At 52.4% G+C, this 23166-nt stretch carries 21 protein-coding genes; 5 read left to right on the top strand and 16 right to left on the bottom strand.

The window, feature by feature from the left end:
• The 14 genes from wzyE to trxA all read right to left on the bottom strand — a co-directional run bounded on the left by wzyE (nucleotide 1) and on the right by trxA (nucleotide 14193).
• A complete protein-coding gene (gene wzyE, locus ACJHXA_RS16755) occupies nucleotides 1-1353 on the bottom strand; it encodes an ECA oligosaccharide polymerase (protein WP_000055129.1) in 1353 nt (450 codons plus the stop codon).
• Nucleotides 1350-2429, bottom strand: a complete 1080-nt coding sequence (gene rffT / locus ACJHXA_RS16750; RefSeq protein WP_000217240.1) for a TDP-N-acetylfucosamine:lipid II N-acetylfucosaminyltransferase — start codon at nucleotides 2427-2429, stop codon at nucleotides 1350-1352. Before rffT ends, wzyE begins: the two co-directional genes overlap by 4 nt.
• Nucleotides 2426-3676 carry a lipid III flippase WzxE gene (gene wzxE, locus ACJHXA_RS16745; protein ID WP_000050267.1) on the bottom strand — a complete coding sequence of 417 codons (1251 nt, stop codon included), beginning with the start codon at nucleotides 3674-3676 and terminating at the stop codon, nucleotides 2426-2428. The genes rffT and wzxE overlap by 4 nt, the downstream gene beginning before the upstream one ends.
• 1 nt (nucleotide 3677) lies before the next feature.
• Nucleotides 3678-4808 carry a dTDP-4-amino-4,6-dideoxygalactose transaminase gene (gene rffA / locus ACJHXA_RS16740; RefSeq protein ID WP_000612044.1) on the bottom strand — a complete coding sequence of 377 codons (1131 nt, stop codon included), beginning with the start codon at nucleotides 4806-4808 and terminating at the stop codon, nucleotides 3678-3680.
• A gap of 4 nt (nucleotides 4809-4812) precedes the next feature.
• Nucleotides 4813-5487: a dTDP-4-amino-4,6-dideoxy-D-galactose acyltransferase gene (gene rffC, locus ACJHXA_RS16735; RefSeq protein WP_001145196.1), complete on the bottom strand. Its 675-nt coding sequence runs from the start codon at nucleotides 5485-5487 to the stop codon at nucleotides 4813-4815.
• Nucleotides 5465-6346 (bottom strand): glucose-1-phosphate thymidylyltransferase RfbA, encoded by an 882-nt coding sequence (rfbA, locus tag ACJHXA_RS16730; RefSeq protein ID WP_000676056.1) that lies wholly within the window; start codon nucleotides 6344-6346, stop codon nucleotides 5465-5467. The genes rffC and rfbA overlap by 23 nt, the downstream gene beginning before the upstream one ends.
• Nucleotides 6347-6364: 18 nt before the next feature.
• Nucleotides 6365-7432 carry a dTDP-glucose 4,6-dehydratase gene (rffG, locus tag ACJHXA_RS16725; RefSeq protein WP_001226604.1) on the bottom strand — a complete coding sequence of 356 codons (1068 nt, stop codon included), beginning with the start codon at nucleotides 7430-7432 and terminating at the stop codon, nucleotides 6365-6367.
• Nucleotides 7432-8694, bottom strand: coding sequence for a UDP-N-acetyl-D-mannosamine dehydrogenase (gene wecC / locus ACJHXA_RS16720; protein ID WP_000006621.1), 1263 nt, complete (start codon nucleotides 8692-8694; stop codon nucleotides 7432-7434). Before wecC ends, rffG begins: the two co-directional genes overlap by 1 nt.
• The gene (gene wecB, locus ACJHXA_RS16715; protein WP_000866670.1) at nucleotides 8691-9821 is read right to left on the bottom strand and encodes a non-hydrolyzing UDP-N-acetylglucosamine 2-epimerase; all 1131 of its coding nucleotides are present in this window, start codon (nucleotides 9819-9821) and stop codon (nucleotides 8691-8693) included. Before wecB ends, wecC begins: the two co-directional genes overlap by 4 nt.
• Before the next feature lie 55 nt (nucleotides 9822-9876).
• On the bottom strand, nucleotides 9877-10923 hold the full coding sequence (gene wzzE, locus ACJHXA_RS16710) for an ECA polysaccharide chain length modulation protein (RefSeq protein WP_001299252.1): 1047 nt from the start codon (nucleotides 10921-10923) through the stop codon (nucleotides 9877-9879).
• A gap of 11 nt (nucleotides 10924-10934) precedes the next feature.
• Nucleotides 10935-12038: a UDP-N-acetylglucosamine--undecaprenyl-phosphate N-acetylglucosaminephosphotransferase gene (wecA, locus tag ACJHXA_RS16705; RefSeq protein ID WP_001050960.1), complete on the bottom strand. Its 1104-nt coding sequence runs from the start codon at nucleotides 12036-12038 to the stop codon at nucleotides 10935-10937.
• A gap of 239 nt (nucleotides 12039-12277) precedes the next feature.
• Nucleotides 12278-13537 carry a transcription termination factor Rho gene (rho, locus tag ACJHXA_RS16700; RefSeq protein WP_001054527.1) on the bottom strand — a complete coding sequence of 420 codons (1260 nt, stop codon included), beginning with the start codon at nucleotides 13535-13537 and terminating at the stop codon, nucleotides 12278-12280.
• Nucleotides 13538-13621: 84 nt separating this feature from the next.
• Entirely contained in the window at nucleotides 13622-13723 is a 102-nt protein-coding gene (rhoL, locus tag ACJHXA_RS16695; protein ID WP_001295255.1) for a rho operon leader peptide RhoL, read from the bottom strand.
• 140 nt (nucleotides 13724-13863) lie between these two features.
• Nucleotides 13864-14193, bottom strand: coding sequence for a thioredoxin TrxA (gene trxA, locus ACJHXA_RS16690; RefSeq protein WP_001280776.1), 330 nt, complete (start codon nucleotides 14191-14193; stop codon nucleotides 13864-13866).
• Between the two features lie 130 nt (nucleotides 14194-14323).
• Here trxA and rhlB point away from each other — a divergent pair, with 130 nt between their 5' ends.
• Together rhlB and gppA are read left to right on the top strand one after the other, a co-directional pair.
• Nucleotides 14324-15589: an ATP-dependent RNA helicase RhlB gene (gene rhlB, locus ACJHXA_RS16685; RefSeq protein WP_000047499.1), complete on the top strand. Its 1266-nt coding sequence runs from the start codon at nucleotides 14324-14326 to the stop codon at nucleotides 15587-15589.
• A gap of 133 nt (nucleotides 15590-15722) precedes the next feature.
• Nucleotides 15723-17207: a guanosine-5'-triphosphate,3'-diphosphate diphosphatase gene (gene gppA / locus ACJHXA_RS16680; RefSeq protein WP_001299253.1), complete on the top strand. Its 1485-nt coding sequence runs from the start codon at nucleotides 15723-15725 to the stop codon at nucleotides 17205-17207.
• A 46-nt stretch (nucleotides 17208-17253) separates the two neighbouring features.
• Here gppA and rep read toward each other — a convergent pair whose 3' ends face one another.
• Nucleotides 17254-19275: a DNA helicase Rep gene (gene rep / locus ACJHXA_RS16675; RefSeq protein WP_001238869.1), complete on the bottom strand. Its 2022-nt coding sequence runs from the start codon at nucleotides 19273-19275 to the stop codon at nucleotides 17254-17256.
• A 216-nt stretch (nucleotides 19276-19491) separates the two neighbouring features.
• Here rep and ACJHXA_RS16670 point away from each other — a divergent pair, with 216 nt between their 5' ends.
• Nucleotides 19492-19941, top strand: a complete 450-nt coding sequence (locus ACJHXA_RS16670) for a type II toxin-antitoxin system PemK/MazF family toxin (RefSeq protein ID WP_000996708.1) — start codon at nucleotides 19492-19494, stop codon at nucleotides 19939-19941.
• A gap of 198 nt (nucleotides 19942-20139) precedes the next feature.
• Nucleotides 20140-20421: a peptidylprolyl isomerase PpiC gene (ppiC, locus tag ACJHXA_RS16665; RefSeq protein WP_001140251.1), complete on the top strand. Its 282-nt coding sequence runs from the start codon at nucleotides 20140-20142 to the stop codon at nucleotides 20419-20421.
• An 86-nt stretch (nucleotides 20422-20507) separates the two neighbouring features.
• Here the strand turns inward: ppiC and ilvC are convergent, their stop codons facing one another.
• Nucleotides 20508-21983 carry a ketol-acid reductoisomerase gene (gene ilvC, locus ACJHXA_RS16660; protein ID WP_000024951.1) on the bottom strand — a complete coding sequence of 492 codons (1476 nt, stop codon included), beginning with the start codon at nucleotides 21981-21983 and terminating at the stop codon, nucleotides 20508-20510.
• A gap of 149 nt (nucleotides 21984-22132) precedes the next feature.
• Here ilvC and ilvY point away from each other — a divergent pair, with 149 nt between their 5' ends.
• On the top strand, nucleotides 22133-23026 hold the full coding sequence (gene ilvY / locus ACJHXA_RS16655) for an HTH-type transcriptional activator IlvY (RefSeq protein WP_000365788.1): 894 nt from the start codon (nucleotides 22133-22135) through the stop codon (nucleotides 23024-23026).
• The last annotated feature ends 140 nt before the right edge of the window (nucleotides 23027-23166 follow it).

Genomic DNA, 23166 nt, shown 5'->3' with positions numbered 1-23166 from the left:
TTATCCTTCAACCTGCGTCCGGAGCGATGATTTTGTACGTTTATGAATGAGTCCGGCGCTTTCAAAAAGCCAGTACAACAGTTTTGCGATCATCAGACATGCGCCGAAGACCACGATAAAAAAGACCACGCGTGAGACAAACGAATCCAGCCCTTCACGCGCCAGCACGATCATATTGAAGATCGCTCCAAAGCAGAAACTGTGCAATATCGCAGCCTTATAGCGATTAGGCTCGCGGTTGCCCAGCTCATACAGCCAGTCGAACCATTTGATGATCAGACCAACCACGATCGCCCCGAGCGGGATGAACAACGCGCCGCCCATCACCACCAGTGAGCCTATAAGCGTAGGCGAGATCGCCAGTCCGGAGTGGTTATTCAGCACTTCCCAGGTAAAGTAGTTGGCTGAGTTCAGCACCATACTCGGGCGACCCGGCCACAGCCAGGAAGGGATAAAGACATAGAAATCGCGGACAATTGGAGCCAGGCCCTGGAAGTCGATGTTGTCGTAGTTCTGCAACAGCAACGCCAGATTCTCCCACGGCGAGAAGGTGTCGCGAGTGAGATAGAGAAACGTATAGAACGCTTCATCGCCGCTCACATTCATTCCATAGCGTTTTAGCGCCAGCCAGAACATGCCAACAATCCCCAGCACGCCCGCCGCCGCCAGCATCCACAACGAAATCCAGCCGCGAATAATGCCAATAAACAGGAAGATAGCGAATGCGATGATGATATTAGCGCGAGTGCCGCCGACAATCATATAAGTCAGCAAGCCAAAGGCGACCGTGCTGACGAGGAAAAACAGCCACGCTTTGCTGTCCTGGCGCAGAAAGTAGACCACCAGCATCGCCGGGATGAAAAAGTAAAAGAAGCGTTTTAACGCCACGCCGGAGACTTCACTGGAGAAGATCTGACTGTAGGAGTTAAGCCGGAACAGCAAAAAGCCGTTGTGCATGAAGAAGATGCCGACGCTTACCAGCGCGATGCCCATCAGGATCACCCACGTAAGATTGGTCTCCACGCGGTTCATGGTAAACAGCGGACGGCGCGGTACATCAGCAACGCGTTTGCGTAGGCGGGTTTTGTAGGTGACATAGTAAACCGCGTAGAAGCAGCCCGCAGAAAGCAACGCCTGCAACAAGATTTCTGGCGGCGCGACACCAACATCAAAGCGAAATACCAGCACGCTGGTCAGCGGGAAGCCGAAGAAAAAGGTGAGCAAAAACAGCAATGAAAAGAAGACATTGAAGTTAAAGCGCACACGGCGAAACTCAAACCAGGTCAGCGTGGCAATAAACAGCGTGCAGAGCAGCCAGACAACAAACAGGCCACTGAATTGCAGCAGACTCATGCGACCTCCCCGGCGGCAATCGCCAACGCCCGCTGCCAGCCTTGTAGATAGTTAGGGCTAAAGAAGGCAATGGTGTTTTTATCCACCGACGCCAACTGGCGCTGCGCTTCACGCACAATATCCTCGTTGAGATCGTCGGTAGTAAACAGCACCGGCAAATGCTGTTCCGTCATATCCTGCCAGAACGGATTTTCCCGGTTAAGCACACAAGGAATGCCCGCCTGAATCAGTAAGCAAAGCGTACCAATGCCCTGCTGGCGGGCAAAAATAAAGTAACCAAGATCGCACTGACGAAGTAGCGCCAGATAGGCGTCAAATTCCAGTTTTTCGCTCAAAATTTGCAGATTTTCTTCGCTGAATAACTCCAGCCCCGCCTGACGAACTTCCTCAATGTACGCTTCGTTATTAGGCGGATATCCCATCGGCACCACCACTTTTACCGTATCGCCAAATTGCTGATGAACGGCGCACAAGGCAGCAATATGGTCATTGCTGCGGTCACCGGAGTTCCCCACCAGAATGGTCATTTTCCCTTCACGTTGCCGATCGTTCGCCATCGTATTGAGAGAAGGGTCCATCCGCGTCGGGAAGTACAGCAGTTCGCCCCGCACCTTTGGATGCGTTTTGGCAAAAAAGCTCAAATCGCCGCGGGTGGCAAATACACAGCCGACTCGCTTTTGCGCCAGGCGACGTAGTGGGTAAAAAAGCTTATATCTCAAGCCACTGGAAAGCTCATACAGGTCTGCCCCCCAGATATGCCAGAAAAACTGGCTGGGCTTAATGCCACCACTCAGCAGAGCCAGCCACAGTGTGGGATTGAACTGACCGTGGAAGAAAAAACGCTGCTGACGGTTAGCTTTTGCTTTCGCGATGACCGCTTCCGCCAGCGATTTTTTCCCAGGGAAAAATTGCACAGAAAGCGCCGGACAGCTATCACTTAAGCCGTCGTCCTTGCCAACAACCATAAACTCGCGCGCGTGCTCGCTCGTCGCAGCCAGCGCGTCATTGAAAAACCGCAAAACGGTTCGGTTATGGTGAGGGATATCCGATCCCAGTACGTGAATCAGTACAGTCATGCCCGCCTACGCCAGAGTAAAAACACGCCACAACAAAGAGAAAAATAGACGATATAAGTTGCCATATATGCCTGCGCCGCGCCCAGTGCACCATGCGCAGGGATTAGCCAGTGGGCAAATACCATCAATAAAGTGAACTGGCTGATTTCCGCCAGAATATAAAACCGCAATGTCGCTTTGGCGATCACCAGATAACCAAAGACATAAGCGCCCACTTTTAACACATCACCCACTAACTGCCAGGCAAAGAGATCGCGCATAGCGGTAAATTTATTCGACAACAGCAGCCAGATAGCAAAATCACGCAGCAGCCAGACGGTAAAACTCGCCGCCGCCACTGCCGGTAAGACGAATTTCAGCGATTTAACCACTTCCCGGGTGATATCGCGCTTTTCCGTTAGCCGCGACAACGTGGGCAGCAAATATACGCTGAACGATGCCGTAATAAATTGCAGGTAGGCATCGGAAATACTGCTCACCCCTTGCCAGATCCCCACTTCATCCCAGCTATACTGCGCCGCGAGCAGTTTACGCATCATGATGTAAGCAACAGGCAAGGTCACCGACGTAATCAACGCCATGAGCGTAAATTTGCTCAACTGCCCTGCCAGACCGTTATCCCAGCTGGGTTTCAGATAGCTTAACGGGATGACACCACGTTTGATCAACATGATGGCGGCAGGAATTACCACCAGCGCGGGAATCAGCGCCAGACCCAGCAACGCCCCTTCATAACCGCCCAAACGGTAACTGACGTAGTACGCGAGAACGCCAATCAAGCTGCCGACAATCAGCGATAACGCATTACCTGCGGCATCGCGAAAGCCTTTCATCAGCGCCAGTAACAGGTTGCCCCAGGCGATCCCCATTTGCACCAGCGCCACTAAACGCACCAGCCCCTGATAGTCGGTATTACCAAACAATCCCTGGCTGATTGGCGCAGCTGCCAGCACAAAAACCAGCGCCATCAGCGTAGAGAAACCAAGTACCATCGCTGATGAAGTGCCGACCACGCGGCGCAGCTGTTGCGGATTATCATGGTACTGGGCAACGTATTTGGTTACACCGTTAAAGATGCCAGCTCCGGCAAGCACGCCGAGCACGGTAATCAACTGGCGGAAATTTGCCGCCAGCCCAAGCCCCGCCGGACCAAATGACACAGCCAGCAACTTACCGACCAGTAACCCGGCACCAATCTTGACCAGTGTACTGGCCGCCGTCCACAAGGACGCTTTTGCCAACGACATATCAGGAGAAGTAGTTCAACAAAGTCGCAATTACCGTACGCTGATTGACGGGCGACAGGTTGTAGAACAGCGGCAGGCGCAGCAGGCGCTCGCTCTCTTTGGTGGTGTAGCGATCTTCACCGTGGAACTCACCAAAGCGTTCCCCCGCAGGGCAACCGTGCAGCGGAATGTAATGGAACACCGCCATGATTTCCGCTTCTTTCAGAAAGTTAATCAACGCGCTCCGGTCATCAATATCCCGCAGTTTAATGTAGAACATATGCGCGTTCTGCACGCAGCCATCGGGAATCGACGGCAGCTCGATACGCCCGGCTTTCGCCAGAGGCGCTAACGCATCGTAGTAGTTTTGCCACAGCGCCAGACGTTGCTGGTTGATACGATCCGCTGCTTCCAGTTGCGCCCACAGGTACGCAGCTTGCAGATCGGACATCAAATAGCTGGAGCCAATATCGCGCCAGGTATATTTATCGACCTGACCACGGAAGAACTGGCTGCGGTTAGTGCCCTTTTCACGGATGATCTCGGCTCGTTCGATTAACGCTTTATCGTTAATCAGCGTCGCGCCGCCTTCACCACCCGCCGTATAGTTTTTGGTTTCATGGAAGCTAAAGCAGCCAATATGACCAATGGTTCCCAGTGCACGCCCTTTGTAAGTGGACATCACGCCCTGAGCGGCATCTTCTACCACAAACAGATTATGCTTTTTCGCCAACGCCATAATGGTGTCCATTTCGCAGGCCACACCCGCGTAATGGACCGGCACGATAACGCGCGTTTTGTCGGTGATCGCCGCTTCAATCAGCGTTTCGTCGATGTTCATGGTGTCCGGGCGAACATCCACAAAAACGATTTTTGCGCCACGCAGCACAAAGGCATTGGCGGTGGAGACAAAGGTGTAGCTCGGCATGATCACTTCATCGCCAGGCTGGATATCGAGCAGCAGCGCCGCCATCTCCAGCGAAGCGGTGCAGGACGGCGTCAGTAACACTTTGGCGCTGCCAAAACGTTGCTCCAGCCACTGCTGGCAGCGACGGGTAAAACCGCCATCGCCACACAGTTTGCCGCTACCCATTGCCGACTGCATATAGTCGAGTTCGGTTCCCACCACCGGCGGTGCGTTAAATGGAATCATGTGATCACCTGTATAACCAGTACGCGGTGCTTTCTACATTCGCACCACTTTGTATGTATCGTTTAAGCGCGGCGGTGTTGCCCATTTGGGTCGCCACCCGCAAAGTTGTTTTACCGCGAGCATACGCCCAGTTTAGCGCCGTTTGCATCAGCTCAGCACCTACACCGCGTCCAGCCAGCAGGCCAATTCGCGCATCTGTCGCATTGAGTTCCCGTAAAGAGACATAACCACGAATACCGCCGGACGCCGCACGTAAAATCAGACATTGATGATCAAAGGTGCCGCGCACGGCATTTTCAATCCACTGTGCATAAAAGCGTCTGCTGGCGTCAGGCGCATACCACGGCGCACGAAAACGGCTTTGCGCAAATGCGGCGCTGGCTAACTGACGTAATGCGGGAATATCGGTCTCTTGTGCCACTACAGCACCACTATCACTGACATTGTTCACGGGTAGTGCCAAATCAACTTCACCTTCTACCAGGGAGAATCCCAGCTGTTGCAGGGCATCCAGTTCACCCGTATTTGATGCCGCAATTTTGGCCTGCACCCGTGACCACGGCGCTAACACGTCTGGCGTCAGGAGCGGTGCTTCAGACGTAATGCGCACGATGGCGCTGTTAACACCAAAGAAGGCGTTTTCCCAGGTTAGTGGCTCAATACTGGCGCGGACGGGCACGAAGTAACTCCAGCAGATATTGGCCGTAGCCAGTTTTCGCTAATGAACTGGCAGCACGCTTCACACCCTCGTCATCGAGCCAGCCGTTACGCCAGGCGATCTCTTCCAGGCAGGCAATCTTAAAGCCCTGGCGTTTTTCTACTGTCTGCACAAAGGTACTGGCTTCAATCAGGCTGTCGTGAGTGCCAGTGTCCAGCCAGGCAAATCCGCGCCCGAGCAGTTCAACGGTCAGGTTGCCCGCCTCGAGGTACATCTGGTTGATGGAGGTAATCTCCAGTTCACCACGCTCCGACGGCTTCACCTGCTTTGCGTACTCCACGACTTTACTGTCGTAGAAATAAAGCCCGGTCACCGCCCAGTTTGACTTCGGCTGTTTTGGCTTTTCTTCCAGCGAGATAGCGCGGAAATTGTCGTCAAACTCCACCACGCCAAAGCGTTCCGGGTCCATCACCTGATAGCCAAATACCGTCGCCCCTTCCGTGCGCGCCGCAACATGACGCAGCTTCGGACTGAAGCCCTGACCGAAGAAGATGTTATCGCCCAGCACCAGACAAGAAGGTTCACCGTTGAGGAAGGTTTCACCGATGATAAAGGCCTGCGCCAGACCGTCCGGGCTGGGCTGTTCGGCGTATTCCAGCTGGATACCGAACTCACTACCATCGCCCAGCAGGCGCTGGAAATAACCTTTATCTTCCGGCGTAGTGATGATGAGAATTTCGCGGATACCGGCCAACATCAGCACCGACAGCGGATAGTAAATCATTGGCTTATCGTAAATCGGCAACAGTTGCTTCGATACGCCGCGCGTAATCGGATGCAATCGGGTGCCGGAACCGCCCGCCAGGATAATACCTTTCATGTTTGCCTCCGCTGAAAATTAGCCTTTCAGACCTAAACGCTCGCCCTGATAGCTGCCGTCCTGCACCTGCTTCCACCAGCTTTCATTAGCCAGATACCACTGCACCGTTTTACGCATTCCACTTTCAAAGGTTTCCTGTGGCAGCCAACCAAGTTCACGGGCAATTTTCGAAGCATCAATGGCATAACGCAGATCATGCCCCGGACGGTCAGCGACAAAGGTGATCAAGTCACGATAGTGCGCCACGCCGTGCGGCTTGTTCGGAGCCAGTTCTTCCAGCAGCTCGCAAATGGTTTCCACAACATCGAGATTCTTACGCTCGTTGTGACCACCAATATTATAGGTTTCACCGACTTTCCCGGTGGTCGCCACGCAATACAGCGCGCGGGCGTGATCTTCCACATACAGCCAGTCACGGATTTGCTGCCCGTTGCCATATACCGGCAGCGGTTTACCCGCCAGCGCGTTGAGGATCATCAGCGGGATCAGTTTTTCCGGAAAGTGGTAAGGACCGTAGTTATTCGAGCAGTTGGTGATCAGCGTCGGCAGACCGTAGGTCCGCAGCCAGGCGCGCACCAGATGGTCGCTGCTGGCTTTTGACGCGGAATAAGGGCTGCTCGGCGCATACGGCGTGGTTTCGGTGAAGAAATCATCCGTCGAGTGCAGGTCACCATATACTTCGTCGGTGGAGATATGATGAAAACGGAACGCTGATTTTTTATCTTCCGTCAGCGTATTCCAGTAAGCCCGCGCCGCTTCAAGCAATGTATAAGTCCCGACAATGTTGGTTTCAATAAACGCTGCCGGGCCGTCAATAGAACGGTCAACATGGCTTTCGGCTGCCAGATGCATGACACAGTCTGGCTGATGCTCAGTGAATACGCGTGCCAGTTCTGCCCGATCGCAGATATCAACTTTCTCAAAGGCAAAGCGCTCGCTTTGCGCGACCGGTGCCAGCGACATCAGGTTTCCGGCGTAGGTCAGCTTATCGACCACTACCACCGCGTCGCTCGTTTCGTTGATGATATAACGCACCAGCGCCGAGCCAATAAACCCGGCACCACCTGTTATCAGAATTTTTCTCATCAGCGCCAGACTCCTTTGGCATCGACGACATACTGCTGATGGACATTGTCGCCATTGATAACTTTGAACTGACTATGATCGACCAGCATCACCAGCACGTCTGCCGTTGCCAGCGCCTCGTCAAGCTGCGCCAGAGTACAAAGCCCGGTCAGTTTTTTCGGCAACTGGTGGATGTTAGGCTCAACAACCAGAGTTTCGCCGCTATGCCACTGGGCGATCAGTTCAGCGATTTCCATCGCCGGGCTTTCGCGCAGGTCATCAATATTCGGTTTAAACGCCAGACCAAAGCAGGCGATTTTCAGTTCACTGGCGCGTTTATCGGTAGCAGCCAGGCAATCAGCCACCGCCGCTTTCACCTGATCGATAACCCAGAACGGTTTGTGATCGTTCACTTCGCGTGCGGTACGGATAAGCCGCGCCTGCTGGGGGTTCTGTGCCACGATAAACCACGGATCAACAGCAATGCAGTGACCGCCCACGCCAGGGCCAGGCTGAAGAATATTAACGCGAGGGTGACGATTCGCCAGGCGAATCAGTTCCCAGACGTTAATCCCCTGATCGGCACAAATCAGCGACAATTCATTAGCAAAAGCGATATTCACATCGCGGAAGCTGTTTTCGGTGAGCTTACACATTTCCGCCGTCCGCGAGTTAGTGACGACACACTCACCTTCGAGGAAAATTTTGTACAGTTCGCTGGCGCGGGCCGAACAAACCGGCGTCATACCACCAATCACGCGATCGTTTTTAATCAGCTCGACCATAACCTGGCCCGGTAACACGCGTTCCGGGCAGTAAGCAATGTTGACGTCCGCCTGCTCGCCCACCTGCTGTGGGAAAGTGAGATCCGGACGCATCTCTGCTAACCATTCTGCCATCTTCTCGGTTGACCCCACCGGCGAGGTGGATTCAAGGATCACCAGCGCGCCTTTTTTCAGCACTGGCGCAATGGAGCGAGCAGCCGATTCAACGTAGGTCATATCTGGCTCATGATCGCCTTTAAACGGCGTAGGTACAGCAATCAGCCAGGCATCCGCTTCAACTGGCGTCGTGCTCGCTCGTAAAAAACCGCCTTCTACGGCAGTTTTTACTACGCTCGCCAAATCAGGTTCGACGATATGGATTTCGCCACGATTGATGGTATCAACCGCGTGTTGGTTGATATCGACACCAATCACCTGTTTTTGCCGTGAGGCAAACGCAGCTGCTGTAGGCAGCCCGATGTAACCCAGTCCGATAACAGAAATGGTCGCAAAACTCATAGTGATATCCGATTATTTTTTAACGCTTCCAGAATGCGAGAGCATGCCTGACCATCACCATACGGGTTATGGGCGCGGCTCATAGCTTGATATTCGTTTTCGTCTTTTAAAAGACGCGTCACTTCCTCGACAATTCGCTGCTTATCCGTGCCTACCAGACGCACCGTACCCGCCGTCACCGCTTCCGGACGCTCAGTGGTATCGCGCATCACCAGCACCGGTTTCCCCAGCGAAGGCGCTTCTTCCTGAATGCCGCCTGAGTCGGTCAAAATCAGCCAGGCGTGGTTCATCAGCCAGACAAACGGTAAATACTCCTGGGGATCGATCAGAATGACATTTTTCACATGCCCCAGAATGCGATTGACCGGCTCTCTGACGTTCGGGTTGAGATGCACCGGATAGACAATCTGGATGTCCTGGTGCGTGGTGGCGATGTCTGCCAGCGCGTGGCAGATTTCTTCAAAGCCACGACCGAAACTTTCACGCCTGTGACCGGTCACCAGAATCATCTTTTTATCGGGGTCGATAAACGGGTAATTTGCCGCCAGTTCTGAACGCAGCGTGTCGCTGCTCATCACCTGATCACGCACCCATAACAGTGCATCAATGACTGTATTACCAGTAATGAAGATTCGGCTATCCGCAACGTTTTCACGCAGCAAGTTTTGCCGGGAAGTTTCGGTTGGAGAGAAGTGATACATCGCCAGATGCCCGGTCAATGTACGGTTAGCCTCTTCCGGCCACGGCGAATAGAGATCGCCCGTGCGTAAACCAGCCTCAACGTGACCAACAGGAATACGCTGATAAAACGCCGCCAGGCTGGTTGCCAGCGTCGTTGTTGTGTCGCCGTGAACCAGCACGACGTCTGGTTTGAACTCGGCAAGAATAGGTTTTAGCCCTTCCAGAATCCGACAGGTTATCTCTGTCAGGCCCTGTCCTGGCTGCATTATGTTGAGATCGTAGTCAGGTACAATGGAAAAGAGTTTCAGCACCTGATCGAGCATCTCCCGATGCTGCGCAGTGACGCAAACTTTAGCCTCAAAAAAAGGATCTTTTGCCAACGCATGCACCAACGGAGCCATCTTGATGGCTTCCGGGCGCGTACCAAATACAGTCAGTACTTTCACATCGATTCTCTTCGAATAAGCGGCGAGCGCCTTTGCGCTCGCAGCAGCAGTGTTGCTATTTCGAGCAACGGCGGGTTAATGCGACACCAGCCCCGATCAGCCCCCCGACAATGCCCCACATAATCATCAGGAAGGCACGACGTGGGCTATCGCGTTTTACCGGTTCTTCCGGCGTACGCAAATAGCGATAGGTCTGAAAACGCGGATCCAGGGTTGGACCAACATTCAGGGTGTTTAACATGGCCCGATTCTGATCATAGTCGAGATCAAAGGCCGGACCGACGGCCTGTAAATTTTCCAGTCGAGCCTGGAGCATTGGACGCCCAAGCAGGAACATTTCTGAATCAGGTAATTCCTCGGCAGGCACATCTGTCGCACTGCGCGAAATATTATGCTGCTCAGCAATTTTCAGCGCCTGCTCAATGCTGTTCATCCGGCGGTCGTAGATGGCTTTCGCCACCTCTTCCTGACGCTTCACCTGAGCTTTCATCTGGATGGTGCGTGCCGCCCATGCGCCTTTCAGCTCATCATTCAGATGGCTGGCTGCACGCTGGCTGGCAAAAGCAACATACTGACGTAACAGGTTATTAGCGTCAGGCGCGGTTTCGGCAATAAGCTTCACGCTGTCATTGACCGCGCGGGTAAAGTCTCCGGGGATAAACTGGATGTTGTTAATCATTTCATCCAGCAACGCCGCATCGGCTTTGCTGTTGCCCACCATCCGCTGCTTGTAATAGTCGGTTTGCAGCCAGAACTCTCTGCGGGTATCCCACGAGGCCAGTTGCATAACAAACTCTTTATAGGCTTCGTCCATGACCGATGGTTGGTCGGCAGAAGCCATGTTTGAACGGGCATCCAGGTTACGCAAAAATTGCTGCTGCGAGTAATATCCCCCCAGCATATTCACCGTTGGACGATCGGTAATCGCCGTCGCGCTCCACTCTTGTCGAGCAAAAAAAGTATACGCCAGCGCGATTAACGCAAACGCCAGCCCCATGCCAATAATCCATAGCTTCCCAGCCCACAAGGTACGAAACAACCCACGAATATCCAGTTCATTTTCAGCGTCTTCGGCCGGTTTCCCAGGCATTGGTTGTGTCATCACATCCTCATTTATTTGGTTAAATTGGGGCTGCCACCACGATTTCTACGCAGTCTGCGTTTTACGCGCTTAATAAAGCGAGCAACTTTCCAGGCACGCTTAATGCAATATCCATAGAGGAAGAATGCTAGCAAAAAGAGCACCAGCATGACCCACTCCGGGACAAAATGAGAATATTCTGCCAGCACGCCAATGGAAGCGAGCAGTGCTGCGGCAAGGGTAATCAGCACAAACGCCTGACGGGAAGTAAACCCGGCACGCATGATCAAATGGTGAATATGCTGACGGTCAGGAGAGAATGGGCTCATGCCTTTACGCAGGCGACGGTACATAATCGCCACCATATCCATTAGCGGAATGGCGATTATCCACAAAGCGGTAACCGGGCTGATGGGATGGGTTTTGCCCTGGGTCGTTTCGAGCAGGATCCAGATAACGGTAAAACCAATCAGCGTACTGCCCGCATCACCCATAAAGACTTTGTAGCGGCGACCCAGGATACCAAGGTTAAGCATGATGTATGGCAGGATGGCGGCGATCATCGCAAAGCACCAGATTGCGAGGCTGGTTTGCCCGTCGAACCACAAAATCATACCGATTGCTGCAAACGAGACGCAGGACAACCCGCCCAGCAAGCCATCAATGCCATCAACCATGTTGAACGCATTAATGGCCGCCCAGACGGCAAATAGCGTCAGGAAGTAACCAAACGGTCCGAGCACCATCTCCCAGGAGCCAAAGATATAACCCAGGCTACTGAGATAAAGTTTGCCGAACACCATCATAACAATGCCAACAGCGGCCTGTATGGTGGCACGGATTTTCACGCTGATATCAAAACGGTCATCCAGCGCGCCAATGAAAACAAGCACACCGGCACAAGCGAGATAGAGAGATGCATGCGGAATATAGTAATCGACAATTCCGAACGTGAAGCAAATCCCTGCGTAAACCGAAATCCCCCCAACGAGAGGTATCAATCCCTGGTGACGTTTGCGGAAGTTTGGTTTATCCACTAAACCGACTTTTTTTGCCACCTTACGGGCAAAAAACAGAAACAGTGTCGTGAATAAAAAAATACTGATGAGATCAGTACTCACTGTCAGTAAATTCACAATGCATGCTCTCAGAGAAAATTATTAGCAGAAGTATAACCACGAAGACCTTTATTCAGAAGGGAAAGTCCGTTCCGAACCCACCAGCCCTGTGCAAAAATTAACCATTTGATATGCAAATTGCATAACATGCCAGCAAATTCCAGGAATTTTCCTAACATCGCCAGCGCGGCATTAAGATTACAGATATAAAAGCAAAACGCCACGTAAACACGTGGCGTTTTTGGCATAAGACAAATTTATGAGCGTTTCATCATTTCGAAGAAATCGTCATTGGTCTTGGTCATGGCCAGTTTATTAATGAGGAATTCCATTGCATCGATTTCGCCCATCGGGTGAATGATTTTGCGCAGGATCCACATTTTCTGCAGTTCTTCCTGAGTCGTGAGCAGCTCTTCTTTACGGGTACCGGAACGGTTGTAGTCGATAGCCGGGAAGACGCGTTTTTCAGCGATCTTACGAGAGAGGTGCAGTTCCATGTTGCCTGTACCTTTAAACTCTTCGTAAATAACTTCGTCCATTTTAGAACCGGTATCGATAAGCGCCGTCGCGATAATGGTCAGGCTGCCGCCCTCTTCCACGTTACGCGCCGCACCGAAGAAGCGTTTCGGACGATGAAGGGCATTGGCGTCCACACCACCGGTCAACACTTTACCTGACGCCGGAACAACAGTGTTGTAAGCGCGCGCCAGACGAGTGATGGAGTCGAGCAGAATGATAACGTCTTTCTTGTGCTCAACCAGGCGTTTGGCCTTCTCGATCACCATTTCCGCAACCTGAACGTGGCGAGATGCGGGTTCGTCAAAGGTAGAAGCAACAACTTCACCTTTTACCAGACGCTGCATCTCGGTTACTTCTTCCGGACGTTCGTCGATCAGCAGAACCATCAGCACACAATCCGGGTGGTTGTAAGCAATGCTCTGAGCAATGTTCTGCAGCAGCATAGTTTTACCGGCTTTCGGCGGTGCCACAATCAGACCACGCTGACCACGACCGATAGGTGATGCCAGATCCAGTACGCGAGCGGTTAAATCTTCAGTAGAACCGTTACCACGTTCCATACGCAGACGAGAGTTTGCGTGCAGCGGGGTTAAGTTCTCAAAGAGGATTTTGTTGCGGGCGTTTTCAGGTTTGTCGAAGTTAACTTCGTTAACTTTCAGCAGCGCAAAATAGCGTTCACCTTCTTTCGGCGGGCGAATCTTACCAGAGATGGTATCACCAGTGCGGAGGTTGAAACGGCGGATTTGGCTAGGGGAAACGTAGATGTCATCAGGACCGGCGAGGTAGGAGCTGTCTGCGGAACGGAGGAAACCAAATCCATCCTGCAATATCTCCAGTACGCCATCACCAAAGATATCTTCGCCACTCTTTGCGTGCTGCTTCAGGATGGCAAAAATAATGTCCTGCTTACGCATACGAGCCAGGTTTTCCAGCCCCATATTTTCGCCGAGAGTGATCAGCTCAGAAACCGGCGTATTCTTTAATTCGGTAAGATTCATAGTGGTGTGAGTTCTTAAACTTGGGGTAAATCTCGAACTTAATGTTGTGAATGGTATGGCAGGATCATCCATGCCTGTTTACGGTCATCGACTCATGTCTTTTCGCTGCCTGGTCACAGGAGAGTACGCAGAACTGAAACGACAAGACGGATTGAGTGACGAGCCAGAAATCTGTTCACTTCGCATTTAAGATAAAACGGGAAGCGTTGGAAATTACAAGATTCAAACTTAATAAGGTATGTTTAATACGAAGTCAACACTAAGTTAGCATGACTCACGCCGGGCGTCCAGTTTTTAGCGACGGGGCACCCGAACATGAAATTCCCTTACGCCAGGTTAGCGTCGAGGAACTCTTTCAACTGACCTTTAGACAGTGCACCCACTTTGGTTGCCGCCACTTCACCGTTTTTGAACAGCAGCAGAGTCGGGATACCACGGATGCCATATTTCGGCGCAGTGCCAGGGTTTTGATCGATGTTCAGTTTTGCAACGGTCAGTTTGCCCTGATATTCGTCAGCGATTTCATCCAGAATCGGGGCGATCATTTTGCACGGACCGCACCACTCTGCCCAGAAATCGACGAGGATCGCCCCGTCCGCTTTGAGTACATCCGTGTCAAAACTGTCGTCAGTCAGGTGAATAATTTTATCGCTCATATATAACTCCACAGGAATAAGCCTGGCGTGTTGGTTTCGTTGTTGGTGTAACATTAACCAACTAAAGGTTGACTTTATTTCACCGGATACGCTTTCGTAAAGCAATAGTAAGCTGATATTCTACCACACTATGAGCAAAACACATTTAACAGAACAGAAGTTTTCCGACTTCGCCCTGCATCCGAAGGTTGTAGAAGCCCTTGAAAAAAAAGGGTTTCATAACTGTACGCCCATTCAGGCACTGGCCCTTCCGCTGACGCTGGCGGGTCGTGACGTAGCCGGGCAGGCGCAAACCGGTACCGGGAAAACGATGGCGTTTCTTACGTCAACGTTTCATTATCTTCTCTCTCATCCTGCGATTGCCGATCGCAAGGTGAATCAACCACGTGCCTTAATTATGGCACCGACGCGTGAACTTGCCGTGCAGATCCATGCCGACGCAGAACCGCTGGCGGAAGCTACCGGCCTGAAGCTGGGTCTGGCTTACGGTGGTGATGGCTACGACAAACAGCTGAAAGTGCTGGAAAGCGGCGTTGACATTCTGATTGGCACTACGGGGCGTTTAATTGACTACGCCAAGCAGAACCACATTAACCTCGGTGCCATTCAGGTGGTGGTACTGGACGAAGCCGATCGCATGTACGATCTGGGCTTTATTAAAGATATCCGCTGGCTGTTCCGCCGTATGCCGCCTGCAAACCAGCGCCTCAACATGCTGTTCTCCGCCACGCTTTCGTACCGGGTACGTGAACTGGCGTTCGAGCAGATGAACAATGCCGAATATATTGAAGTGGAACCGGAACAGAAAACGGGCCACCGTATTAAAGAAGAGCTTTTCTACCCTTCTAACGAAGAAAAAATGCGTTTGCTGCAAACGCTGATCGAAGAAGAGTGGCCAGACAGAGCGATTATTTTCGCCAATACCAAACACCGTTGTGAAGAGATCTGGGGCCACCTGGCGGCAGATGGTCATCGTGTCGGTTTGTTGACAGGCGATGTCGCGCAGAAAAAACGTCTGCGTATTCTTGATGAATTTACCCGTGGCGATCTGGATATTCTGGTTGCCACCGACGTTGCCGCGCGTGGTTTGCATATTCCGGCAGTGACGCACGTCTTTAACTACGATTTACCCGATGACTGTGAAGATTACGTTCACCGTATTGGTCGTACAGGTCGCGCAGGCGCAAGCGGTCACTCTATCAGCCTGGCGTGTGAAGAGTATGCATTGAATTTGCCTGCTATTGAGACCTATATTGGTCACTCAATTCCGGTAAGCAAATACAATCCGGACGCATTGATGACCGATCTGCCAAAACCGCTGCGCCTCACGCGCCCACGTACAGGCAATGGTCCGCGTCGTACTGGCGCTCCGCGTAATCGTCGTCGTTCAGGTTAAATAAAATGTCATACTCAAAATCATTCAAACTGTATCAAGATGGCAAGAGAATGAATCCCGATGAGCATACTGTAGTAAGTGATTCAGGTGAAAGAATGCAGCCAACACAGAGACAGATTGAAGGATGAAGAGTATGGGTTCCACCTCGTCGCTGTATGCAGCCATTGATCTCGGTTCGAATAGTTTTCATATGCTGGTTGTGCGCGAGGTGGCTGGAAGCATCCAGACGCTGACGCGAATAAAACGCAAAGTGCGTCTGGCTGCTGGCCTGAATAGCGAAAATGCCCTGTCTAATGAAGCAATGGAGCGCGGTTGGCAATGTCTGCGCCTGTTTGCTGAACGTCTGCAAGATATCCCTCCCTCGCAAATTCGCGTTGTCGCTACGGCGACATTACGTCTTGCCGTCAATGCGGGTGATTTTATTGCCAAAGCGCAGGAAATCCTCGGTTGTCCGGTACAGGTGATCAGCGGTGAAGAGGAAGCACGTCTGATTTATCAGGGCGTTGCTCACACAACTGGCGGTGCCGATCAGCGCCTGGTGGTGGATATAGGCGGTGCCAGTACTGAACTGGTAACCGGCACGGGTGCACAAACCACCTCGTTGTTCAGCCTGTCGATGGGCTGCGTCACCTGGCTGGAACGCTATTTTGCCGATCGTAATCTGGGGCAGGAAAATTTTGATGCTGCAGAAAAAGCGGCACGCGAAGTGTTACGTCCGGTTGCCGATGAATTACGGTATCACGGCTGGAAAGTGTGCGTTGGAGCTTCCGGCACCGTGCAGGCGTTACAGGAAATCATGATGGCACAGGGGATGGATGAACGCATTACCCTGGAAAAGTTGCAGCAATTGAAACAGCGAGCCATTCATTGCGGTCGGCTGGAGGAACTGGAGATTGACGGGCTGACGCTGGAACGTGCGTTAGTGTTCCCGAGTGGTCTGGCGATCCTGATCGCCATTTTTACCGAACTGAATATTCAGTGTATGACCCTGGCGGGCGGTGCGCTGCGTGAAGGCCTGGTCTACGGCATGTTGCATCTGGCCGTCGAGCAGGATATTCGCAGCCGTACGCTGCGTAATATTCAGCGCCGCTTTATGATCGATATTGATCAGGCGCAGCGCGTAGCCAAAGTTGCGGCTAACTTCTTCGATCAGGTGGAAAAGGAATGGCATCTTGAAGCAATAAGCCGCGATTTGCTCATCAGCGCCTGTCAGCTTCATGAAATCGGCCTGAGCGTTGACTTTAAACAAGCGCCGCAACACGCTGCTTATCTGGTGCGTAATCTGGATCTTCCCGGTTTTACCCCCGCACAGAAAAAATTGCTGGCGACGCTACTGCTCAACCAGACTAATCCGGTCGATCTCTCATCGCTGCATCAGCAAAATGCCGTACCGCCGCGCGTCGCAGAACAACTCTGCCGTTTACTCCGCCTGGCCATCATTTTTGCCAGCCGTCGCCGTGACGATCTCGTGCCAGAGATGACATTACAGGCTAACCATGAACTGTTGACCTTGACGCTTCCGCAAGGTTGGCTAACCCAACATCCGCTGGGTAAAGAGATTATTGCTCAGGAAAGCCAGTGGCAGAGCTATGTCCACTGGCCGCTGGAAGTGCATTAATGAGTAAGTGCCGGATGCGATGCTGACGCATCTTTTCCGGCCTTGATTATTTCCCTCGTTTTGCCGCCATCATCGCTTTCAGATTCGCCAGATGGCTTTGCCCTTTCTGCATCCGTTCTTCGGCGCTGACCACTTTGCGCTCCTGTTCCCAAATCAGATCATCCTGCGGCAGCTCCAGCAAAAAGCGGCTCGGCTCCGGGCGCACCAGCTCGCCGTACTGACGGCGTTCTTTACACAGCGTAAAGGTCAATTCCTTCTGGGCGCGGGTAATGCCGACATAGGCCAGCCGCCGCTCCTCATCGATATTATCTTCATCGATGCTGCTCTGGTGCGGCAAAAACCCTTCTTCCATACCGACCATGTAGACATAAGGAAACTCCAGCCCTTTTGACGCGTGCAGAGTCATCAGTTGCACCTGATCCAGCTCTTCTTCACTCTCACCACGCTCCATCATGTCGCGCAAAGTAAAGCGCGTCACCACCTGGGTGAGCGTCATCGGCTCATCCAGTTCGCTGCCTTCCAGCATCTCCGTCATCCAGCTAAACAGTTGGTTGACGTTCTTCATGCGCATTTCGGCGGCTTTCGGACTGGGCGATGTTTCGTACAGCCAGGATTCATAATCCATGCCGTGGATCAGATCGCGCACCGCGGCAATCGGCTCCCGCTCCGCCAGACGCTGGATTTCTGCCAACCAGTGAGTGAAGCGGGTCAATGCTTCATAACCACGTCCGCTAAGCGTCTGACTCAGACCCATATCAAAGCTGGCGGTAAACATGCTTTTATTGCGCGTCATCGCCCACTCACCCAGCTTTTTCAGCGTCGCCGGGCCAATCTCTCGCTTCGGCGTGTTAACGATACGCAGAAATGCGCTGTCATCGTCCGGGTTAGTCAGCACGCGCAGATAAGCCAGCAAGTCCTTGATTTCAGGACGAGAGAAAAACGACGTACCACCAGAAATTTTGTACGGGATGCGGTTTTGCATCAGGAATTTTTCAAACACCCGCGACTGATGGTTACCGCGATAAAGAATGGCGTAATCTTTGTACTGCGTTTTATTGACGAAGTGATGGGCGATCAGCTCGCCAGTAACGCGCTCGGCTTCATGTTCCTCGTTATTCGCGCTTAAAACTTTTAGCTCTGTGCCGTAACCCAGTTCGGAGAACAGACGCTTTTCAAAGACGTGCGGATTATTGGCGATCAGGATGTTCGCCGCTTTCAAAATACGTCCGGAAGAGCGGTAGTTCTGCTCAAGCTTAATCACCTTCAGCGCCGGAAAATCCTGACTCAGCAGCACCAGGTTTTGTGGACGTGCGCCGCGCCAGGAGTAGATCGACTGGTCGTCATCGCCCACCACGGTAAAGCGCGCGCGGCTGCCCACCAGCAGTTTCACCAGTTCATACTGGCTGGTGTTTGTGTCCTGATACTCATCCACCAGCAGATAGCGAATTTTGTTCTGCCAGCGCTCGCGGACTTCTTCATTGCGTTGCAGCAGCAACGTCGGCAATAAAATCAGATCATCGAAGTCGAGAACATTGCACGCTTTCAGGTGTGCATCATACAGCCCATAACAATGGGCAAAAATACGATCCCGCTCGCCCTTTGCCTCTGCCGCCGCCTGCGCCGGAGTTTTGAGATCGTTCTTCCAGTTGGAGATGGTCGAAATCAGCTGTTGCAGGAGAACTTTGTCATCTTCAATCAGCCCCTCGGTCAACTCTTTAAGCAAAGCAAGCTGATCGGTATCGTCAAACAGCGAAAAGTTCGCCTTCATCCCAAGCGCCGCATACTCGCGTTTGATGATATCCAACCCCAGCGTGTGAAAAGTGGAGATCATCAGCCCGCGCGCCTCTTTGCGACCCAGCGTCTGCCCGACACGCTCTTTCATCTCGCGCGCCGCCTTATTGGTAAAGGTCACCGCCGCGATATGTCGCGCCTGATAACCGCAACCGCGGATCAGATGGGCGATTTTATTGGTGATCACACGAGTTTTACCGGAACCCGCGCCCGCCAGCACCAGGCAGGGGCCGGTAACGAATTCGACAGCTTGTTGTTGGCCGGGGTTTAGACGCATAGGTGTATTGCTCAATCTTCGAACGGGGGGAGGATTGTAGCAGAATCGCATTTGAATGTGACCGCGTGTAAGCCGCTAACCGGTTGGCTGCGGATGTTTAAATCAGAGAGAGAAGACCGAAATCGGAGTTCATCGTGAATCCATTAGACTTAGAAAATATCGGGTCGTAACGTTGTGTTATTACTTTTTCAGAGTTTACTAAGGAGAGGTTTACTCGTGGCGATTAATTTCAGCCCTAAGGTTGGTGAAATACAGGAATGCAACTTTGGTAACTATCCTGTTATCCAGAATGGACAGTTCAGCACCACGTATTACGATGGCCGCATTCCTCCTGAAATGATAAAAAACAGGTTAGTTGTCGTGCTCAACGGAAAAATTAATGGCAACGCATGTATCGTCGTTCCATTATCAACCACTCGCGATCATGACAAGTTAAATCGTGGAATGCATGTTGAAATAGCCAGTAATGTTATCAATGTCCTGCAATTCTTTGATCAGCAGATTCGTTGGGCCAAAGCCGACCTGGTACAACAAGTCAGTCGAAACCGATTAAATAGAGCAAGGACTTACAGAGGGTATCTTAATCAATGTTTGCCACATGAGTTGGTTGCAGACATACAGAGGGCGGTCATCAAGTCAATCAATGCCATATCGCTCATAAATTGACAATAAAATAACCATCCCCGATAATGACTTTGTAGCCCATAGAGGCCCTAAGTTTTCTCCCCTTGAGGGACCTGCGAAGCCCGGATTTTCCGGGCTTTTGCCATATATGTACCAGCCCCTCCCTGACTGACAATTACGTTAGCATCTGCGGATCATGCTAAAATCGCCGCCTGACAATTATTCACTCAAGGCACGATCATGGCAAAAACAGCAGCAGCACTGCATATCCTTGTAAAAGAAGAGAAACTGGCTCTGGATCTTCTCGAGCAGATTAAGAACGGTGCCGATTTCGGCAAGCTGGCGAAGAAACACTCCATTTGCCCATCAGGCAAACGCGGCGGTGATTTAGGTGAATTCCGCCAGGGTCAGATGGTTCCGGCGTTCGATAAAGTTGTGTTCTCTTGTCCGGTACTGGAGCCGACCGGCCCGCTGCACACCCAGTTCGGTTACCACATCATTAAGGTGCTGTACCGCAACTAATAGCAAGGCCTTCTCCAGGAGAAGGCCTTGAGTGTTTTCTCCCTCTCCCTGTGGGAGAGGGTCGGGGTGAGGGCATCAGCGCGCACTTAACCCGCAACAGCAATACGTTTCATATCTGTCATATAGCCGCGCAGTTTCTTACCTACCTGCTCAATCGCATGGCTGCGAATCGCTTCGTTCACATCACGCAGTTGCGCGTTATCTACCGCGCCTTCCGGAATAGCTTTACCCAAGTCGCCCGGTTGCAGCTCTGCCATAAACGGTTTCAGCAACGGCACACAAGCGTAAGAGAACAGATAGTTACCGTACTCAGCGGTATCAGAGATAACCACGTTCATTTCGTACAGACGCTTACGGGCGATGGTGTTGGCAATCAGCGGCAGCTCGTGCAGTGATTCATAATATGCAGACTCTTCAATGATGCCGGAATCGACCATGGTTTCGAACGCCAGTTCAACGCCCGCTTTCACCATCGCGATCATCAGTACGCCTTTATCGAAGTACTCCTGCTCGCCGATTTTGCCTTCATACTGCGGCGCGGTTTCGAAGGCGGTTTTGCCGGTCTCTTCACGCCAGGTCAGCAGTTTCTTATCATCGTTGGCCCAGTCCGCCATCATACCGGAGGAGAATTCGCCGGAGATGATGTCGTCCATATGTTTCTGGAACAGGGGTGCCATGATCTCTTTCAGCTGTTCAGACAGCGCGTAAGCACGCAGTTTCGCCGGGTTAGAGAGACGGTCCATCATCAGGGTGATGCCGCCCTGCTTCAGCGCTTCGGTGATGGTTTCCCAACCGAACTGAATTAGTTTTTCTGCGTATGCCGGATCGGTGCCCTCTTCCACCAGCTTGTCGAAGCACAGCAGCGAGCCAGCCTGCAACATACCGCACAGGATGGTTTGCTCACCCATCAGGTCAGATTTCACTTCCGCAACGAAGGACGATTCCAGCACGCCCGCACGGTGACCACCGGTTGCTGCCGCCCATGCTTTAGCGATCGCCATACCTTCGCCTTTCGGATCGTTTTCCGGGTGAACGGCAATCAGCGTCGGTACGCCGAATCCACGTTTGTACTCTTCACGCACTTCGGTGCCAGGGCATTTCGGCGCAACCATGACTACGGTGATATCTTTACGGATCTGCTCGCCCACTTCGACGATGTTGAAACCGTGCGAGTAACCCAGCGCCGCGCCGTCTTTCATCAGTGGCTGTACGGTGCGCACTACATCAGAGTGCTGCTTGTCCGGCGTCAGGTTAACCACCAGATCCGCCTGCGGGATCAGTTCTTCGTAAGTACCAACTTTAAAACCGTTTTCGGTCGCTTTACGCCAGGACGCGCGCTTCTCGGCAATCGCTTCTTTACGCAGAGCGTAGGAGATATCGAGACCAGAATCACGCATGTTCAGGCCCTGGTTCAGCCCCTGTGCGCCACAGCCGACGATAACCACTTTTTTACCCTGAAGGTAGCTCGCGCCGTCGGCGAATTCGTCGCGCCCCATAAAGCGACATTTGCCCAGCTGTGCCAGCTGCTGGCGCAGGTTCAGTGTATTGAAGTAGTTAGCCATGGTGATTCCTCGTGATGTTGTGCTTCTTATTGTTCGGTTCGCGTTTGCGAGATTGAATTCACTATATGACAGGAAATTTATTGCGGAAATTGATATATTCACAACGTCACATTGCAATTTCTGCAACGTCAACATTGAGGGCTGCGCCATTGGATTTACGCGATCTGAAAACCTTCCTGCATCTGGCGGAAAGCCGCCATTTTGGCCGCAGCGCGCGGGCGATGCACGTTAGCCCATCCACGCTCTCACGGCAGATTCAGCGCCTGGAAGAAGATCTTGGTCAGCCGCTATTTGTGCGCGATAACCGCACGGTAACGCTGACCGAAGCGGGCGAAGAGTTACGCGTTTTCGCCCAGCAAACATTGTTGCAGTATCAGCAACTGCGCCACACCATCGATCAGCAAGGGCCGTCGCTCTCTGGCGAGTTACATATTTTCTGCTCGGTGACCGCCGCTTACAGCCATCTACCGCCGATTCTCGACCGCTTCCGCGCGGAACACCCGTCGGTGGAGATCAAACTCACCACTGGTGATGCGGCAGATGCAATGGAAAAAGTGGTCACGGGAGAAGCGGATCTGGCGATTGCCGGGAAACCGGAGACGCTACCCGGCGCTGTGGCGTTTTCGATGCTGGAGAATCTGGCAGTAGTGCTGATTGCCCCCGCGCTGCCCTGCCCGGTGCGTAATCAGGTATCTGTCGAAAAGCCCGACTGGTCAACGGTGCCGTTTATTATGGCCGATCAGGGGCCGGTACGCCGCCGCATTGAACTGTGGTTTCGACGCAATAAAATCAGCAACCCGATGATTTACGCCACGGTTGGCGGGCATGAAGCGATGGTATCGATGGTGGCGCTCGGCTGTGGTGTGGCGCTGTTGCCGGAAGTGGTGCTGGAAAACAGCCCGGAGCCTGTACGCAACCGGGTAATGATTTTAGATCGCAGCGATGAGAAAACGCCGTTTGAACTGGGCGTGTGTGCACAAAAAAAGCGGCTGCATGAGCCGCTGATTGAGGCGTTCTGGAGGATTTTGCCGAACCACAAATGACGTTGTCGCGCGGGTAGATACTGTTATGGCCTGCAAGTTTTTTCCTGGTCCGGTTTCCCGGATTGCAGGCATGCCAGACACAGCGCCGTCAGGCGCTGTTTTTTTCATCCCTTCCGCGATTTTTACGCCGCTACCGGATT

This window comes from Escherichia sp. WS33, from assembly GCF_046486385.1.
In the GTDB taxonomy this organism is placed as follows: Bacteria; Pseudomonadota; Gammaproteobacteria; order Enterobacterales; family Enterobacteriaceae; genus ECMA0423.
Note: the sequence above shows the minus strand (reverse complement) of the source record. Positions and strands in the feature narration are given on the sequence as shown.

Coding starts and splice junctions, on each gene's coding strand:
- wzyE (WP_000055129.1), bottom strand. CDS start 1,353: ATGAGTCTGCTGCAATTCAGTGGCCTGTTTGTTGTCTGGCTGCTCTGC.
- rffT (WP_000217240.1), bottom strand. CDS start 2,429: ATGACTGTACTGATTCACGTACTGGGATCGGATATCCCTCACCATAAC.
- wzxE (WP_000050267.1), bottom strand. CDS start 3,676: ATGTCGTTGGCAAAAGCGTCCTTGTGGACGGCGGCCAGTACACTGGTC.
- rffA (WP_000612044.1), bottom strand. CDS start 4,808: ATGATTCCATTTAACGCACCGCCGGTGGTGGGAACCGAACTCGACTAT.
- rfbA (WP_000676056.1), bottom strand. CDS start 6,346: ATGAAAGGTATTATCCTGGCGGGCGGTTCCGGCACCCGATTGCATCCG.
- rffG (WP_001226604.1), bottom strand. CDS start 7,432: ATGAGAAAAATTCTGATAACAGGTGGTGCCGGGTTTATTGGCTCGGCG.
- wecC (WP_000006621.1), bottom strand. CDS start 8,694: ATGAGTTTTGCGACCATTTCTGTTATCGGACTGGGTTACATCGGGCTG.
- wzzE (WP_001299252.1), bottom strand. CDS start 10,923: ATGACACAACCAATGCCTGGGAAACCGGCCGAAGACGCTGAAAATGAA.
- rho (WP_001054527.1), bottom strand. CDS start 13,537: ATGAATCTTACCGAATTAAAGAATACGCCGGTTTCTGAGCTGATCACT.
- rhoL (WP_001295255.1), bottom strand. CDS start 13,723: ATGCGAAGTGAACAGATTTCTGGCTCGTCACTCAATCCGTCTTGTCGT.
- trxA (WP_001280776.1), bottom strand. CDS start 14,193: ATGAGCGATAAAATTATTCACCTGACTGACGACAGTTTTGACACGGAT.
- rhlB (WP_000047499.1), top strand. CDS start 14,324: ATGAGCAAAACACATTTAACAGAACAGAAGTTTTCCGACTTCGCCCTG.
- gppA (WP_001299253.1), top strand. CDS start 15,723: ATGGGTTCCACCTCGTCGCTGTATGCAGCCATTGATCTCGGTTCGAAT.
- rep (WP_001238869.1), bottom strand. CDS start 19,275: ATGCGTCTAAACCCCGGCCAACAACAAGCTGTCGAATTCGTTACCGGC.
- ppiC (WP_001140251.1), top strand. CDS start 20,140: ATGGCAAAAACAGCAGCAGCACTGCATATCCTTGTAAAAGAAGAGAAA.
- ilvC (WP_000024951.1), bottom strand. CDS start 21,983: ATGGCTAACTACTTCAATACACTGAACCTGCGCCAGCAGCTGGCACAG.